At 70.1% G+C, this 16,595-nt stretch carries 13 protein-coding genes and 1 riboswitch; of the genes, 6 read left to right on the forward strand and 7 right to left on the reverse strand.

The features are described 5' to 3' along the window. The first annotated feature begins 48 nt into the window (after positions 1–48). A complete protein-coding gene (gene def, locus M4D82_RS22285; protein WP_249767726.1) occupies positions 49–684 on the forward strand; it encodes a peptide deformylase in 636 nt (211 codons plus the stop codon). Positions 685–762: 78 nt separating this feature from the next. On the opposite strand, the gene M4D82_RS22290 is transcribed toward def, so the two are convergent. The 6 genes from M4D82_RS22290 to M4D82_RS22315 all read right to left on the reverse strand — a co-directional run bounded on the left by M4D82_RS22290 (position 763) and on the right by M4D82_RS22315 (position 8,423). Continuing rightward, positions 763–1,782: a ribonucleotide-diphosphate reductase subunit beta gene (locus M4D82_RS22290; RefSeq protein ID WP_249767727.1), complete on the reverse strand. Its 1,020-nt coding sequence runs from the start codon at positions 1,780–1,782 to the stop codon at positions 763–765. Next, positions 1,782–4,169: a ribonucleoside-diphosphate reductase subunit alpha gene (locus M4D82_RS22295; protein ID WP_249767728.1), complete on the reverse strand. Its 2,388-nt coding sequence runs from the start codon at positions 4,167–4,169 to the stop codon at positions 1,782–1,784. Before M4D82_RS22295 ends, M4D82_RS22290 begins: the two co-directional genes overlap by 1 nt. 143 nt (positions 4,170–4,312) lie before the next feature. Continuing rightward, positions 4,313–4,435, reverse strand: a riboswitch (cobalamin riboswitch). Positions 4,436–4,488: 53 nt separating this feature from the next. Then, on the reverse strand, positions 4,489–5,001 hold the full coding sequence (locus tag M4D82_RS22300; RefSeq protein ID WP_249767729.1) for a GNAT family N-acetyltransferase: 513 nt from the start codon (positions 4,999–5,001) through the stop codon (positions 4,489–4,491). Between the two features lie 122 nt (positions 5,002–5,123). After that, positions 5,124–5,321, reverse strand: coding sequence for a YbdD/YjiX family protein (locus M4D82_RS22305; protein WP_249767730.1), 198 nt, complete (start codon positions 5,319–5,321; stop codon positions 5,124–5,126). Then, entirely contained in the window at positions 5,318–7,528 is a 2,211-nt protein-coding gene (locus M4D82_RS22310; protein WP_249772047.1) for a carbon starvation CstA family protein, read from the reverse strand. Before M4D82_RS22310 ends, M4D82_RS22305 begins: the two co-directional genes overlap by 4 nt. 130 nt (positions 7,529–7,658) lie before the next feature. Next, on the reverse strand, positions 7,659–8,423 hold the full coding sequence (locus tag M4D82_RS22315) for a GntR family transcriptional regulator (RefSeq protein ID WP_249767731.1): 765 nt from the start codon (positions 8,421–8,423) through the stop codon (positions 7,659–7,661). Positions 8,424–8,712: 289 nt separating this feature from the next. Here M4D82_RS22315 and M4D82_RS22320 point away from each other — a divergent pair, with 289 nt between their 5' ends. From M4D82_RS22320 to M4D82_RS22335, 4 genes are all read left to right on the forward strand, one after another. Next, positions 8,713–10,002 carry an extracellular solute-binding protein gene (locus M4D82_RS22320; RefSeq protein WP_249767732.1) on the forward strand — a complete coding sequence of 430 codons (1,290 nt, stop codon included), beginning with the start codon at positions 8,713–8,715 and terminating at the stop codon, positions 10,000–10,002. A 146-nt stretch (positions 10,003–10,148) separates the two neighbouring features. Further along, positions 10,149–11,168 carry a carbohydrate ABC transporter permease gene (locus M4D82_RS22325; protein WP_249767733.1) on the forward strand — a complete coding sequence of 340 codons (1,020 nt, stop codon included), beginning with the start codon at positions 10,149–10,151 and terminating at the stop codon, positions 11,166–11,168. A gap of 59 nt (positions 11,169–11,227) precedes the next feature. Further along, positions 11,228–12,064 carry a carbohydrate ABC transporter permease gene (locus tag M4D82_RS22330; protein WP_249772049.1) on the forward strand — a complete coding sequence of 279 codons (837 nt, stop codon included), beginning with the start codon at positions 11,228–11,230 and terminating at the stop codon, positions 12,062–12,064. 6 nt (positions 12,065–12,070) lie between these two features. Beyond that, positions 12,071–13,558, forward strand: a complete 1,488-nt coding sequence (locus tag M4D82_RS22335; RefSeq protein WP_249767734.1) for a glycoside hydrolase family 3 protein — start codon at positions 12,071–12,073, stop codon at positions 13,556–13,558. Positions 13,559–13,699: 141 nt separating this feature from the next. Here M4D82_RS22335 and nagB read toward each other — a convergent pair whose 3' ends face one another. Next, complete coding sequence (gene nagB / locus M4D82_RS22340; protein ID WP_249767735.1) at positions 13,700–14,485, reverse strand: glucosamine-6-phosphate deaminase; 786 nt, start codon at positions 14,483–14,485, stop codon at positions 13,700–13,702. 635 nt (positions 14,486–15,120) lie between these two features. Between nagB and M4D82_RS22345 the strand changes: the two genes are divergently transcribed. Further along, on the forward strand, positions 15,121–16,590 hold the full coding sequence (locus M4D82_RS22345; protein WP_249772051.1) for a sensor histidine kinase: 1,470 nt from the start codon (positions 15,121–15,123) through the stop codon (positions 16,588–16,590). The last annotated feature ends 5 nt before the right edge of the window (positions 16,591–16,595 follow it).

The raw sequence follows: 16,595 nt of genomic DNA on the forward strand, positions 1-16,595 counted from the left end.
GTAGGCTGTACCGGCACATCGGTGACTTGAGGAAGGCGTACGGCGGACATGGCGCAGCAGGAGAACCAGGTTGTCCCGGTCGATGACGAGGGCTACGTCGTGGACACCGAGGACTGTGAGGCGCGCGAGCTCGCCCACCGCGAGCGCGGCACGTCCCGCCCGATCACGGTCGTCGGCAACCCGGTGCTGCACCGGGAGTGCAAGGACGTCACCGAGTTCGACGACGAGCTGGGCCGGCTGATCGACGACATGTTCGCCAGCCAGAAGACCGCCGAGGGCGTGGGCCTGGCCGCCAACCAGATCGGCGTGGACGCTAAGGTCTTCGTCTACGACTGCCCCGACGACGACGGCGTGCGGCACACCGGTGTCGTCGTCAACCCCAAGCTCGTCGAGCTGCCGGCCGGCTCGCGCGTCCTGGACGACTCGAACGAGGGCTGCCTGTCGGTCCCGACCGCCTACGCCTCGCTCGCCCGCCCCGACTACGCCGAGGTCACCGGCCAGGACGCCCAGGGCAACCCGATCAAGGTCCGCGGCACCGGCTACTTCGCGCGCTGCCTCCAGCACGAGACGGACCACCTGTACGGCTACCTGTACATCGACCGCCTCTCGAAGCGCGACCGCAAGGACGCCCTGCGCCAGATGGCCGAGAACACCCCGCGCTACGAGATCGTCCCGAACGACTGATCCGGCGCCCCGCACGACGACGAGGGCCCCGCTCCGAAAATCCGGAGCGGGGCCCTCGTGCGTGGGGACCGGTGGGGACTAGAAGTCCTCGTCCAGGTCGACGGTGCCCTCGACGGCCACCTGGTAGGCCGACGGGCGGCGCTCGAAGAAGTTCGTCAGTTCCTGGACGCCCTGGAGCTCCATGAACGAGAACGGGTTCTGCGAGCCGTACACCGGCGGGAAGCCCAGGCGCACCAGACGCTGGTCCGCGACGCACTCCAGGTACTCACGCATCGACTCGGTGTTCATGCCCGGCAGGCCGTCACCGCACAGGTCGCGGCCAAACTGCAGCTCCGCCTCGACGGCTTCCTTCAGCATGTCGGTGACCTGCTGCTGGAGCGCGTCGTCGAAGAGCTCGGGCTCCTCCTTGCGGACCGTGTCCACGACCTCGAACGCGAAGTTCATGTGCATGGTCTCGTCACGGAACACCCAGTTGGTGCCGGTGGCCAGGCCGTGCAGCAGGCCGCGCGAGCGGAACCAGTACACGTACGCGAAGGCGCCGTAGAAGAACAGGCCCTCGATGCACGCGGCGAAGCAGATCAGGTTCAGCAGGAAGCGGCGGCGGTCGGCCTGCGTCTCCAGCCGCTCGATCTTCTCGACCGAGTCCATCCACTTGAAGCAGAACTGGGCCTTCTCGCGGATGGAGGGGATCTCCTCCACCGCGTCGAACGCGGCCGCGCGGTCGTCCGGGTCGGGCAGGTAGGTGTCGAGCAGCGTCAAGTAGAACTGGACGTGCACGGCCTCCTCGAACAGCTGGCGCGACAGGTACAGGCGCGCCTCCGGGGAGTTGATGTGCTTGTAGAGCGTCAGCACCAGGTTGTTCGAGACGATCGAGTCGCCCGTCGCGAAGAACGCGACGAGCCGGCCGATCATGTGCTGCTCGGCGGGCGTCAGCTTCGCGAGGTCGGCGACGTCCGAGTGGAGGTCGACCTCCTCGACGGTCCAGGTGTTCTTGATCGCGTCCCGGTAGCGCTCGTAGAAGTCCGGGTAGCGCATCGGGCGCAGCGTCAGTTCGAAGCCCGGGTCCAGGAGGTTCTTGTTCTTGTCGTTGGAGCTCATTACTGGCAGGCCTCGCAGGACTCGGGGTTCTCAAGGGAGCAGGCCAGCGCGTCGGCGTCGACGGCCTGCGGGAGGGGGGTCGCGGCGGCCGGGACGGCGGCACCGGACGCGGCGCGGGCGATCTTCGTCGCCGGGCGCGAGCGCAGGTAGTACGTGGTCTTCAGGCCCTGCTTCCAGGCGTACGCGTACATCGAGCTGAGCTTGCCGATGGTGGGCGTCTCCAGGAACAGGTTCAGCGACTGCGCCTGGTCCAGGAACGGCGTACGGGCCGCCGCCATGTCGATCAGGCCGCGCTGCGGGATCTCCCAGGCGGTGCGGTACAGCTCGCGGACCTCGGCCGGGATCCAGCCGAAGCCCTGGACGGAGCCGGAGGCGTCGCGCAGCGCCTCGCGGGTCTGCGCGTCCCACACGCCGAGCCGCTTCAGCTCCTCCACCAGGTAGGCGTTCACCTGGAGGAACTCGCCGGACAGGGTCTCGCGCTTGAAGAGGTTGGAGACCTGCGGCTCGATGCACTCGTACACGCCCGCGATGGAGGCGATCGTCGCCGTCGGGGCGATGGCCAGCAGCAGGGAGTTGCGCATGCCGGACTTCGCGATACGGGCGCGCAGGGCGTCCCAGCGTTCGGGCCAGTTCAGCTCGACGTCGTAGTGGTCCGGGTGCAGGACGCCGCGGGCGGTGCGGGTCTGCTCCCAGGCCGGGAGGGGGCCGCTGCGCTCGGCGAGGTCGCAGGAGGCCTCGTAGGCGGCGAGCATGATGCGCTCGGACAGCTTGGTCGACAGGGCCTTCGCCTCGGGGGAGTCGAAGGGCAGCTTCAGCTTGAAGAAGACGTCCTGGAGGCCCATCGCGCCGAGACCCACCGGGCGCCAGCGGGAGTTGGAGCGGCCGGCCTGCTCGGTCGGGTAGAAGTTGATGTCCACCACGCGGTCGAGGAAGGTCACGGCGGTGCGGACGGTCTCGTCCAGCCGCTCCCAGTCGATCCCGCCGTCGACCACGAACGCGCCGAGGTTGACCGAGCCGAGGTTGCAGACGGCGGTCTCGCCGTCGTTGGTGACCTCGATGATCTCGGTGCAGAGGTTGGAGGAGTGGACGACGGTGCCCGGCTCGGCGGTCTGGTTCGCCGTGCGGTTGGAGGCGTCCTTGAAGGTCATCCAGCCCTGGCCGGTCTGCGCGAGGGTGCGCATCATCCGGCCGTACAGGTCGCGGGCGGGCATGGTCTTGCGGGCCAGGCCCGCCGCCTCGGCCTTGCGGTAGGCGGCGTCGAAGTCGTCGCCCCACAGGTCGACCAGCTCGGGGACGTCGGCGGGGGAGAACAGCGACCAGTCGGCGTCGGCGTTCACGCGGCGCATGAACTCGTCCGGCACCCAGTGGGCGAGGTTCAGGTTGTGCGTACGGCGCTGGTCCTCGCCGGTGTTGTCGCGCAGCTCCAGGAACTCCTCGATGTCCGCGTGCCAGGTCTCCAGGTAGACGGCGGCGGCGCCCTTGCGGCGACCGCCCTGGTTCACGGCGGCGACGGAGGCGTCGAGGGTCTTCAGGAACGGCACGATGCCGTTGGAGTGGCCGTTGGTGCCGCGGATCAGCGAACCGCGGGCGCGGATGCGGGAGTACGACAGGCCGATGCCGCCGGCGTGCTTGGAGAGGCGGGCGACCTGGTGGTAGCGGTCGTAGATCGAGTCCAGCTCGTCCAGCGGGGAGTCCAGCAGGTAGCAGGAGGACATCTGCGGGTGGCGGGTGCCGGAGTTGAAGAGCGTGGGGGAGGACGGCAGGTAGTCGAGGCGGCTCATCAGCCGGTAGAGCGAGGCCACTTCCTCGACGGCCTGGACGGACTCGTCCTCGGCCAGACCGCAGGCCACGCGCAGCATGAAGTACTGCGGGGTCTCGATGACCCGGCGGGTGATCGGGTGGCGCAGCAGGTAGCGGCTGTGCAGGGTGCGCAGGCCGAAGAAGCCGAAGCGGTCGTCGGCGCCCTCGGCGAGGGCGTGCTCGACGAGCGAGTTCAGGCGGGCGGCGTGCGTGGCGACGAACTCGGCGGTGCGGTCGGCGATCAGGCCCTCGCGGTGGCCGACGGCGACGGACTCGGCGAAGGAGACGGAGCCCTGGCCCGCGGCCTCCTCGGCGACGGCCAGCGTCAACAGGCGGGCGGCGAGGCGGGAGTAGGCCGGGTCCTCGGAGATCAGGCCGGCGGCGGCCTCGGTGGCGAGCCCGCGCAGTTCGGCCTCGTCGGCGGTGGAGCTGCGGCCGCGCAGGGCGGCGGCGGCGACCCGTCCGGGGTCGGTGTCGGGGAGGTCGGCCGTCAGCTCGGTGAGGGTACGCAGCAGCGTGGCCCCCGGGCCCTCGGTGTTGTCGCCAGAAACGGACTCGGCGCGCGGTGCGGAAGGCGCGATGGTCACGGCGGGAGCTCTCCCTCGCTCGGCCCGGTCATCGACGGGGCGGGGCGCGGGCGGGCGCATGCGGGCGTGGCGGAACGCGAAACACCGCATGGCGTCCACCGGCCCAACCGCGAGACCCGGACGTGTCGGCACCCGGTTCGGTCGAGCCGGGCGCGCTGTCGGCAGGTCCTCGGACTTGCAGGTGCACCAAAGGTGCACTTCACACCGTTGCGGGACAGTTCCGGATTCCCACCGGATTCCCCTGCGGCGACAGCAGGCATGAGCATACATGTGGGGGGCCGTTGATGCGCGACCCCCCACATGTTGTGTCGGCGTCCCGCTACCGCTCGGGTACGTCCAGCTCCAGCGCGTAGGTCAACAGCGGCACCTCGGGGACGGGGGACCAGTCCCGCTCGGGTGTCCGTACGAAGCCCAGCCGCTCGTAGATCCGGTGCGCGGCGGCGCTTTGGGCCTGGGTGGAGAGCACCAGTCGGGTCACCCCTTCGATGGCTCGGGCGCGCTGGACGCAGGCCCGCACGAGGGCCTCGCCGGCGCCCCGGCCGCGTCCGGCGCGGGCCACGGTCAGCATCCGGAACTCGGCCTCGCCCGGCCCGGCGACGTCGGCCATGCGGCTGCCGGGCGGCGCGAAGGTCACCCCGCCGAGCAGGACGCCGTCCAGCGTGGCGACGAGCACCTCGGCCTCCTCGGCCCGCCCAGCGACGTCGCGCAGCGCCCGCTCGTAGGTGTCGTCCCGGTTGTCGCCCAGGAGGCCGTCGTCAAGGTAGGCCTGCGCGGTGAGCGCGCCCAGCTCCGCGTAGTCCTCGGGCACGGCTGTTCTGATCACGATGTCCATGCCGTCGAGTGTGCGTCAGAGGCGGTCGGTTGTCCGGTGTTCGGGCGGCGGTGCGGGCGGCCGGGTGCGGGCGGTCACGACGAAGGGCCCCGCCGGGGAACGGCGGGGCCCTTCGGGGGTGCTCAGCAGCAGCGGAAGCCCTCGCGGGGATCGGCCTCACGGGCGTCGGTGCGGGCGCGTTCGAAGGCGCGGCGGGTCAGCACCTCGGCCCGCGGGTCGTGCGCGCGGGCGTGGGCGACGTAGCGGTCGTACGCCGCCTCGCCCGAGAACTCCCGTACGAAGAACCGGGCCTTCGCCAGCGCCGCGCGCACCCCGCTCACGCGACCGGCTCCTTGACGCGACCGCCGCCCCCGTCGAGGCCGGCGGCCGCGAGCTCGGCCTTCTCCTCGGCGGTGGCGATCAGTCCGGCCGGAGCGACGATCTTCGACTCGGTCCACGGGACCTCGGACAGGCGTACCGACGCCGGGTCGGAGATGGCCTTGAAGCAGGTGCGGGCGGCGTCCAGCAGCACGATGACGATCAGCACGGCGAACAGCACCGACAGGACGCCGTCGACCGTGGCGTTGGTGACCACGGTGTGCATCTCGTCCATGGTCTTGGCCGGCGGCAGCACCTTCCCGTCGTCGATGCCGCCCTGGTACTTGTCGCGCTGCGCGAAGAAGCCGACCTTCACGTCGTCCGAGAAGATCTTCTGGTAGCTGGCGGTGAGGGTGACGGCGACGTCCCAGGCCAGCGGGACGCCCGTGACCCAGGCCCACTTGAGCCGTCCGGACTTGACGAGCAGGGTCGTGCAGACGGCCAGGGCCACCGCGGCGAGCAGCTGGTTCGCGATGCCGAACAGGGGGAAGAGCTGGTTGATGCCGCCCAGCGGGTCCTTCACGCCGACCCACAGGAAGTAGCCCCAGCCGCCGACGACGATCGCGCTGGCGAACCAGACGCCGGGTTTCCAGCTGACGTCCTTGAAGGACTTGTGCACGTTGCCGAGGGTGTCCTGGAGCATGAACCGGCCGACGCGGGTGCCGGCGTCCACCGTGGTCAGGATGAAGAGGGCCTCGAACATGATGGCGAAGTGATACCAGAAGGCCTTCATGCCGGCGCCGCCGATGACGGCGGAGAAGATCTCCGCCATCCCGAGTGCGAACGTCGGCGCACCGCCGGTGCGGGACAGCAGGCTCGCTTCCTCGACGTCCTTCGCGGCCTGCGCGAGGGCCTCCGGGGAGATGGCGAAGCCGAAGTTGGTCACCGCCGTCGAGGCGGTCTGGACCGTGGTGCCGATCACCCCGCCCGGGGAGTTGACGGCGAAGAAGAGGCCGGGCTCGATGATGCTCGCGGCGATCACCGCCATGATGGCGACGAAGGACTCGGTGAGCATGGCGCCGTAGCCGATGACCCGGACCTGGGTCTCCTTCTGGATCATCTTCGGGGTGGTGCCCGAGGAGACCAGCGAGTGGAAGCCCGACAGGGCGCCACAGGCGATGGTGATGAAGACGAAGGGGAACATCGACCCGGCGAAGACCGGGCCGTCGCCGCGCGCGGCGAAGTCGGTGACGGCGGGCATCTTCAGCGTCGGCATCGCGACGACCACGCCGATCGCCATGAGGGCGATGGTGCCGATCTTCATGAAGGTGGACAGGTAGTCGCGGGGCGCGAGGAGCAGCCACACCGGCAGCACCGAGGCGACGAACCCGTACACGATCATCCAGATGACCAGCGTCTCCTTCTCCAGGGTGAAGGTGTCCGCCCAGGAGGATTCGGCGACCCAGCCGCCCGCGACGATGGCCAGGAGCAGCAGCGCGACGCCGATGACCGAGACCTCGGTGACCCGGCCGGGCCGCAGGACGCGCAGGTATACGCCCATGAAGAGGGCGATCGGGATGGTCATGCCGATGGAGAAGACACCCCAGGGGGAGTGCGCCAGGGCGTTGACGATGACCAGCGCGAGCACCGCCAGCAGGATGATCATGATGGCGAACACGGCGACGAGGGCGGCGGCTCCGCCGACGGGCCCGATCTCGTCCCGGGCCATCTGGCCGAGGGAGCGTCCGTCGCGGCGGGTGGAGAAGAACAGGGTCACCATGTCCTGGACGGCGCCGGCGAAGATCACGCCCGCGACGATCCAGATGGTGCCCGGCAGGTAGCCCATCTGCGCGGCGAGGACGGGGCCGACCAGGGGGCCCGCGCCGGCGACGGCGGCGAAGTGGTGGCCGAAGAGCACGCGCCGGTCGGTCGGGTGGAAGTCGACACCGTTGTCAAGGCGTTCGGCGGGGGTGGCCCGCGTCTTGTCCACCTTCAGGACGCGGTGGGCGATGAAGCGGGCGTAGAAGCGGTAGCCGATGGCGTACGAGCCCAGCGCGGCCGCGAGCAGCCAGGCGGCCGAGATCTCCTCGCCCCGCGAGAGCGCGAGCACGCCCCAGCCGATGGCCCCGACGAGCGCGACGAGCACCCATATGGCGATCGACTGCGGGGTGAGCCGCCCCGCAGTCGATGTTGGTGCCCGATCTGTCCCTGTTGCTTCCGGTTCGGCCATGATCCTCGTCCCCTCGTTGATCATCTGCGTAAGCGCAGGGAATCTACGGGGACTTGACCGGTGGATGTAAGACCCCGTCCGTATAGCGGTACGAGCGTCCACCGGGGGTCGAAGAAGAGTCAACCGGTCGTTACGGAGCGGGTCGCTGCAGCCGGGCCACGAATTTGTAACGGTCGCCGCGGTACACCGAACGTACCCATTCGACCGGTTCGCCGTCGGCGTCGAGCGAGTGGCGCGAGAGCATCAGCATCGGCAGGCCGACGTCGGTGCCCAGGAGCCCCGCCTCGCGCGGGGTGGCCAGCGAGGTCTCGATGGTCTCCTCGGCCTCGGCGAGCCGTACGTCGTACACCTCGGCGAGGGCGGTGTAGAGGGACGTGTACTTGACCAGCGAACGGCGCAGCGCGGGGAAGCGCTTGGCGGACAGGTGCGTGGTCTCGATGGCCATCGGCTCGCCGCTTGCCAGGCGCAGCCGCTCGATGCGCAGGACCCGTCCGCCGGTGGCGATCTTCAGGAGTCCGGCGAGGGTGTCGTCGGCCGTCACGTAGCCGATGTCGAGGAGCTGGGAGGTCGGCTCCAGGCCCTGGGCGCGCATGTCCTCCGTGTACGAGGAGAGTTGGAGCGGCTGGGAGACCTTGGGCTTGGCGACGAAGGTGCCCTTGCCCTGGATGCGTTCCAGCCGGCCCTCGACGACCAGCTCCTGGAGGGCCTGGCGGACGGTGGTCCGGGAGGTGTCGAACTCGGCCGCCAGGGTGCGTTCCGGGGGAACGGGGGTGCCCGGGGGGAGCGTTTCGGTCATGTCGAGCAAGTGCCGCTTGAGTCGGTAGTACTTGGGCACACGCGCCGTTCGAGTGGCTGCCCCGCCTTCCGGCTCCGTGGTCGCCCCTTCGGTGGACATCGCCGCCCGCCTTCCCGACTCCAGTTTCGCTGCCGTCACCGGCTCCTCCGATATGTGCGGTCACATCGTGACACGGGTGGGAGGGCAGGCCTCCTCCCTCCCCCAGGTGTCGGTCCGATAACGGACCGAGCACCCGCTCATTAGACCCTTGACACCCCTAAAGGTCTAGGCCAAGCTCCGGGTACTGGTCTACACCAATATGGATCGGATCCCGGCCCCACGGGCAGTACTTGGTACGTCACCGCGGCGGGCGAGGGAAGTTGCAGGCAGCATCCCTGAGGAGGGTGGCGTGAAGCGCAAGCTCATTGCGGCGGTCGGTGTCGTGGGCATGATGGTCGGTGTCGCGGCATGCGGCAACGGCGGCGACGACAAGGCGAAGGCCGACGCGTCGGGTGGCGCGGCCAAGGAGATCACCGTCTGGGTGATGGACGGCTCCGCCCCGAAGGCGTGGATCGACGAGGTCAACAAGCAGTTCTCGGCCAAGCACCCCGGTGTGACGGTCAAGGTCGAGGAGCAGAAGTGGACCGGCATCCAGGAGAAGGTCACCACCGCCCTCTCGGAGAACAACCCGCCGGACGTCCTTGAGCTCGGCAACACCCAGACCGTCGGCTACGCGGTCACCGGTGGCCTCGCCGACCTCTCCGGCGACAAGGCCAAGCTCGGCGCCGACGCCTGGTCGAAGGGCATGACCGCCTCCGCCGAGGTCGACGGCAAGCTGTACGCCGCCCCGTGGTACGCCGCCAACCGCGTCGTCGTCTACGACAAGAAGGCCTACGAGAAGGCCGGCGTCACCCCGCCGAAGACCCGTGACGAGTGGGTGGCCGGCCTGGAGAAGCTGAAGGCCTCCGACCCCTCCGCCCAGCCGATCTACCTCCCCGGCCAGAGCTGGTACATCCTCGCCGGCTTCATCTGGGACGAGGGCGGCGACCTCGCCGTCAAGGACGGCGGCAAGTGGAAGGGCCAGCTGGCCACCCCGCAGGCCGCCTCCGCGATGGACTTCTACAAGAAGCTCCAGTCCTTCTCCACGGCCCCCAAGGACAAGGACGAGGCCACCCCGCAGCAGTCCACCGACATCATCCCCAAGGGTGGCGTCTCCTCCTGGATCGGTCTCGGCTGGGAGGCCCAGGGCGCGCTGAAGGCCCTGAAGGACGCGGGCAAGGAAGGCGACTTCGGCTACTTCCCGATCCCGGGCAAGACCGCCGACAAGCCGGGCTCCGTCTTCCTCGGCGGCTCGAACCTCGCCGTGGCCGAGCGCTCCAAGAACAAGGCGCTCGCCAAGGAGTGGCTGGCCCTCGCCGCCGGCAAGGAGCAGATGACCAAGTACGCCGCCGCCACCGAGGGCGCGCTGCTCCCGAACCAGGCCGCCGCGAACTTCGCCGCCGCCCAGGGCTCCTTCGCCGAGTCGATGGCCAAGGCCGCCCTCTCCGGCAAGATCACGCCGGTCACCGCCGGCTGGGCGAACGTCGAGACCGAGCCGAACCCCATCAAGGAGTTCATGACCAAGGTCCTGAAGGGTGAGGACGCCGCCAAGGCGGGTGCGGAAGCGGACAAGGAAATCGCGAACCGCATCAACAAGTAGTCCCACCCGGCAGTACCCGCTACACCCGCAACACCCGCAGTCCCAGCAGTGTGATCGCACCGGGGGGTGCGGCAGGCGCCCCGCAGCGTCTGCCGCGCCCCCGGTCGCGCATTTGACTCCACAGTCAACCGCGAGGAAGCCCCGACATGACCGTGCACTCCCAGGGAGCGACGACCCGCGCTCCACAGGACGCACCACCGAAGCCCGCCGGCCGGACGAAGGCGCCCGGCGCCGCGACCGGCCCCAGCAGTCCGTCTCCTCGCGGGGGCAGAAAGTCGCTGCCCTCCGGGTGGCTGCCGTACCTGCTCATCCTGCCCGCGGTCCTCAGCCTCGCGACCCTGCTGCTGTATCCGCTGATCAAGAACGTGATCCTGTCCTTCCAGGACATCAACCGGATCGAGTTCGTCCGGCGCGAGTACCCGTGGGCCGGCCTGGAGAACTACACCCAGCTGCTCGGGGACTCGAACTTCTGGACCGTGGTCCTGCGCAGCTTCGGGTTCACCCTCGCCAACGTCGCGCTGATCATGCTGATCGGCAGCCTCGTCGGCATCCTGCTCAACCGCCTCGGCAAGTGGATGCGCCTGGTCCTTTCGATGGCGCTGGTGATGGCCTGGGCGATGCCCATCGTCGCCTCCGTCCAGGTCTTCCAGTGGCTCTTCGACGAGCAGTTCGGCGTCATCAACTGGGTGATGCGCTCCGCCGGCTTCGCGGGCTACGACCAGCACAACTGGTTCGAGACGGGCCTGTCCACCCTGGTGATCGTCACGATCCTGGTGGTCTGGGGCTCGATCCCCTTCGTCGCCCTCAACATGTACGCCGGCCTCACCACCGTCGGCGCCGAGCTGTACGAGGCCGCCCGCATGGACGGCGCCAACGGCTGGCAGACCTTCTGGAAGGTCGTCTTCCCGCAGCTCAAGCCGTTCTTCCTGATCACCACCTTCCTTGAGGTGATCTGGGTCTTCAAGGCCTTCACCCAGGTCTACGCGATGAACAAGGGCGGCCCCGACCGCGCCTCCGAGATCCTCCCGGTCTTCGCCTACGTCGAGGGCCAGAGCCAGTTCCACTACGGCCTCGCCGCCGCCATCTCCGTCCTGACGATCGCCATCCTCATCGTCGTCATGTCCTTCTACTTCCGCCTGATCCTGAAGCAGGAGGAGGAGCAGTGAGCACCACCACCGCCCCGAAGCCGGCGCCTGCCCGCCCGTCCGCCCAGCCCGCGCAGCAGCTGCGCACCCGTCGCCCGCTGCGCCCCGCCACCGTCGCCAAGAACGTCGGCGCCCTGCTCCTGGCCCTCGTCTTCGTCTTCCCCGTGTACTGGATGTTCTCCTCGTCGCTCAAGCCGTCGAGCGAGATCCTCGCCAAGGACCCGGTGTTCGTCTTCACGCCGACGCTGGAGAACTTCGACAAGGCCACCGGGGTCGACAACTTCTGGACGTACGTCACCAACAGCCTCGTCGTCACCGTCGGCGCCGTCCTGCTGGCCCTGCTCGTCGCCCTCGCCGCGAGCTTCGCCATCGCCCGCATGCGCTTCAAGGGCCGCAAGGGCCTCGTCCTCGCCGTGATGATGGCGCAGATGGCCCCCTGGGAGGTCATGGTCATCGCGATGTACATGATCGTCCGCGACGCCGAGATGCTGAACAACATCGGCGTGCTGACCGCCATCTACTTCGTGATGGTCCTCCCCTTCACCATCTGGACCCTGCGCGGCTTCATCGCCGCCGTCCCGGTGACCCTGGAGGAGGCCGCCCAGATCGACGGCTGCACCCGCGGCCAGGCGTTCCGCAAGGTGATCTTCCCGCTGCTGGCGCCCGGCCTGATGTCCACCTCGCTCTTCGGCTTCATCACCGCCTGGAACGAGTTCGCGATGGTCCTGATCCTCAGCAAGGACAAGACCGCGCAGACCCTCCCGCTGTGGCTCACCGAGTTCAAGACCGCCTTCGGCAACGACTGGGGCGCCACCATGGCCGCGTCCTCCCTCTTCGCGGTCCCGGTCCTGATCATCTTCATCTTCCTCCAGCGCAAGGCCGTCGGCGGCATGACCGCCGGCGCCGTGAAGGGATAACGGCTCATGACTGTCCTTGCGCACCGCACGGATACGTTGACCCGCGACGCGCTCGCGGTCCTCCAGCCCGGCTTCGAGGGCACCACCGCCCCCGCCTGGCTGCTGCGCCGGGTCGGCGAGGGCCTCACCGCCGTCGGCCTCTTCGGCCGCAACATCGCCTCCGCCGAGCAACTCGCCGCGCTCACCGAACGGCTGCGCCGCGAGCGCGACGACGTCCTCGTCGCCATCGACGAGGAGGGCGGCGACGTCACCCGCCTGGAGGTCCAGGGCGGTTCCTCCTTCCCCGGCAACCTGGCCCTCGGCGCCGTCGACGACACGACGCTGACCCGCGAGGTCGCCCGCGAGCTGGGCCGGCGCCTGGCCGAATGCGGCGTGAACCTCAACTGGGCCCCGTCCGCGGACGTCAACTCCAACCCGGACAACCCGGTCATCGGCGTACGGTCCTTCGGCGCCGACACCGCACTCGCCGCCCGGCACACCGCCGCCTACGTGGAGGGCCTCCAGGCCGCCGGCGTCGCCGCCTGCACCAAGCACTTCCCGGGCCACGGCGACACCAACGTCGACTCGCACCACGCGCTGCCCCGCATCGACGTGGACCTCGACACCCTCCAGGCCCGCGAGCTGTTCCCGTTCAAGGCGGCCATCGAGGCCGGCACCAAGGCCGTCATGAGCGCCCACATCCTGGTGCCCGCCCTCGACCCGACCCGCCCGGCCACGCTCAGCCCGCAGATCCTGACCGGTCTGCTGCGCAAGGAGCTCGGCTACGAGGGCCTCATCGTCACCGACGGCATGGAGATGAACGCCATCGCCGGGACGTACGGCATCGAGCGCGGCTCGGTGCTCGCCATCGCGGCCGGCGCCGACGCCATCTGCGTCGGCGGCGGCCTCGCCGACGAGGCGACCGTGCTGCGTCTGCGCGACGCGCTGGTCGCCGCCGTACGCGAGGGCGCGCTCCCCGAGGAGCGGCTCGCCGACGCCGCCGCCCGGGTGCGCGCCCTCGCCGAGTGGACCCGCCGGGTCCGACCGGACGCGCCGGCGGAGGGCGGCGCGTCCGGCATCGGCCTGACGGCGGCCCGCCGCGCGCTGGTCGTCTCGGGGCGGGCGGCTCCCGTCGTCGCCCCGTACGTCGCCACGCTCGCGCCCGTCGCGAACATCGCGGTCGGCCACGAGACCCCGTGGGGCGTCGCGGCCGAGCTGGCCGCGCTGGTGCCCGGCACCGAGGCGGGCGTCTACCCCGCCGGGGCGGCGGCCGCGGACATCCTCGCGGCGGCGGGGGAGCGTACCGTCGTCGCGGTCGTGCGCGACGCGCACCGGCACCCGTGGATGACCGAGGCCCTGGACGCGCTGGTGACGGCGCGGCCGGACACGGTGGTCGTGGAGATGGGCGTACCGCGCGCCGAGCCGCGCGGGGCGCTGTACGTCGCCACGCACGGCGCCTCCCGCGTCTGCGGGCGGGCCGCCGCCGAGGTCATCGCCGGCGCGCGGGCCTCGTAGCCGTCCACCCCTTCCGGGTCCCGCGGGTCAGGCAGGATCGGGAAGACGGGAAGACGGGAAGACGGGAAGACGGGAAGACGCGAAGGGCCGGGCCCCCGAGGAGGGGGGCCCGGCCCTTCGTCGTGCCGGTGGCTACACGCTCTACAGACCCTGCCAGGCCGGCTTGTTGGCGTAGGTGTGGCGGAAGTAGTCGGCCAGCTTCAGCTTGGAGGCGGCGGCCTCGTCCACGACGACGGTCGCGTGCCGGTGCAGCTGGAGCGCGGAGGCCGGGACCAGCGCGGACAGCGGGCCCTCGACGGTCTGCGCGACGGCCTCGGCCTTGCCCTCGCCGGTGGCCAGCAGCACCAGGTGGCGGGCGTCGAGGATGGTGCCGATGCCCTGGGTGATGACGTGGTGGGGCACCTGGTCTATGTCGTTGTCGAAGAAGCGCGCGTTGTCCACGCGGGTCTGCTCCGTCAGCGTCTTGATGCGGGTGCGGGAGGCGAGGGAGGAGCAGGGCTCGTTGAAGCCGATGTGCCCGTCCGTGCCGATGCCCAGGAGCTGGAGGTCCACCCCGCCGGCGGCGGCGAGCGCCCGGTCGTAGGCCTCGCAGGCGGCCTGGACGTCCTCGGCGGAGCCGTCGGGGCCCATGAAGGAGGCCTCGGACAGGCCCAGGGGCTCGACGACCTCGCGGAGCACGACCGCGCGGTAGGACTCGGGGTGCCCGGCCGGCAGGCCGACGTACTCGTCGAGCTGGCAGATCCGGGCCTTGGAGGCGTCGACCTGCCCGGCCTTGACCTTGGCGGCGAGGGCCTCGTAGATGGGCAGCGGGGTAGAGCCGGTCGCCACGCCCAGCAGGGCGTCGGGCTTGCGGCGGACCAGGGCGGCCATGGCCTCCGCGATGAGCTCGCCGCCTGCCTTGGCGTCCGGGACGATGACAACTTCCACGCGGGGGCCTGCCGATCTGAGAGGGATCCGATGGTTGTGGTATAGACCAATCTAGCAGAGCCGGGGTGTGTGCGGGCGGCTCTGTGCCCCCTCCATGGTGTTCTTGATCGACCCTTGTCGCCACTGGCCTCCGGCGCCGCTGCGGGCGATGTTCGAGAGTCGAATTCGGCGGGGGCGCGGGCGGGAATTGCGTGCGGCGGCCGACGCGACGAAGGCACGGGGAAGCGCCGGGGAAGACACGGCGAAGCGCTGGGGAAAGCGTGGCGGGGAATGGGGCGCATCGGGCCCGGAAATTCCTCTGGGCCACGGTGCAGGACGGGACCCTCAACCCATCCGGCACCGTAGCCCGGAGTACTTACGGCCATCGGGTGTGCGGTTCCCGGTGGCCGGTGGGAGGTGCCTGCGCGGTCAGGGCAGAGCGCGCGGTTACCTCGATCCGTCCTCCTGTGCGGGGAGGGCGGAAGCTTGGCTCAATTGTGGACTAGACCAATCTGTTCTGTCCATCCAATGACAAGGCCCGTGGACCCGTCACTTCCTCCAACAGTACGCGGCCTGTGGCCTTCCTGGATACTCCTGGGTATTCGCCGTGGGAAAAGTCATCCCCGTACCCGGGGTACGCTCGCAACGTGCCCTCCATGAACGACCTCGTACGCCAGCACACCGCTCTGGGTGAGACCGACCTGGAGTGGCTCCACCTGCTGGTCTCGGAGTGGCAGCTGCTCTCCGACCTGTCCTTCGCCGACCTCGTGCTCTGGGTCCCCACCCTCGACGGCACCCGCTACGTGTCGGTCGCGCAGATGCGCCCCAACACCGGCCCCACCTCCTACCAGGACGACATGGTCGGCCACCTGGTCCCGCGCGGCCGCCGCCCCCTGCTCGACGCCGCCCTCGACGAGGGCCGCATCGTGCGCGAGGGCGACCCGGAGTGGCGCGAGGAGGTACCGGTCCGCGTCGAGTCGATCCCGGTCCGCCGCGAGGGCCGCGTCCTCGGCGTGATCGCGCGCAACACCAACCTGCTCACCGTGCGTACACCGAGCCGACTGGAGCTGACCTACCTCCAGTCCGCCTCCGACCTCGCCCAGATGATCGCCGCCGGCTCCTTCCCCTTCCCCGGGCAGCAGGTCGACATGGACGCCTCCCCGCGCGTCGGCGACGGCCTCATGCGGCTCGACGCCGAGGGCGTGGTGACGTACGCGTCCCCCAACGCGCTCTCCGCCTACCACCGCCTCGGCCTCGCCGCCGACCTGGTCGGCCAGCACCTGGGCACCACCACCGCCGAACTCGCCCCGACCCGGGGCCCGGTGGACGAGGCGATCGTCAAACTCGCCAGCGGCTGGGCCCCCCGCGAGACCGAGGTCGAGGGCAACGGCGGCGTGATCCAGCTGCGCGCCATCCCGCTCAAGCCCAAGGGCACCCGGATCGGTTCCCTCGTCCTGTGCCGCGACGTCACCGAACTGCGCCGTCGCGAACGTGAACTGATCACCAAGGACGCCACCATCCGGGAGATCCACCACCGGGTGAAGAACAACCTCCAGACGGTGGCCGCCCTCTTGCGGCTCCAGGGCCGCAGGATGGATTCGCCGCAGGCGCGCGAGGCGCTGAACGAGGCGGTGCGCCGCGTCGGTTCGATCGCGATCGTGCACGAGACGCTCTCTCAGAACCTGGACGAGCGCGTGGAGTTCGACGAGATCGCCGACCGCGTGATCGCGATGGTCTCCGAGATCTCGCCCGGCAAGGTCGAGTGCCGGCGCACCGGCCGGTTCGGGATCCTGGACGCGGAGGTCGCCACCCCGCTGTCGATGGTGCTCACCGAGATCCTCCAGAACGCGCTGGAGCACGCCTTCACCCAGGGGGAGGGCGGCCGGGTCGAGGTGTCCGCCGTCCGCTCCGGCGTCGGTCGCGAGGCCGCCCGCCTGTTGATCACCGTGTTGGACGACGGGTGCGGTCTGCCCGAGGGCTTCGACCCCCAGCGCGCCGGCAACCTCGGGCTGCAGATCGTACGGACCCTCGTGGAGGGCGAACTCGGCGGCACCTTCGACATGGTGCGGGCCGAGCCGCGCGGCACGAAGGTCGTGCTCGACGTGCCGACCGGCCCGCAGAAGTAACGATA

Origin of the sequence: Streptomyces sp. RerS4, from assembly GCF_023515955.1 — a bacterium.
In the GTDB taxonomy this organism is placed as follows: domain Bacteria; phylum Actinomycetota; class Actinomycetes; order Streptomycetales; family Streptomycetaceae; genus Streptomyces.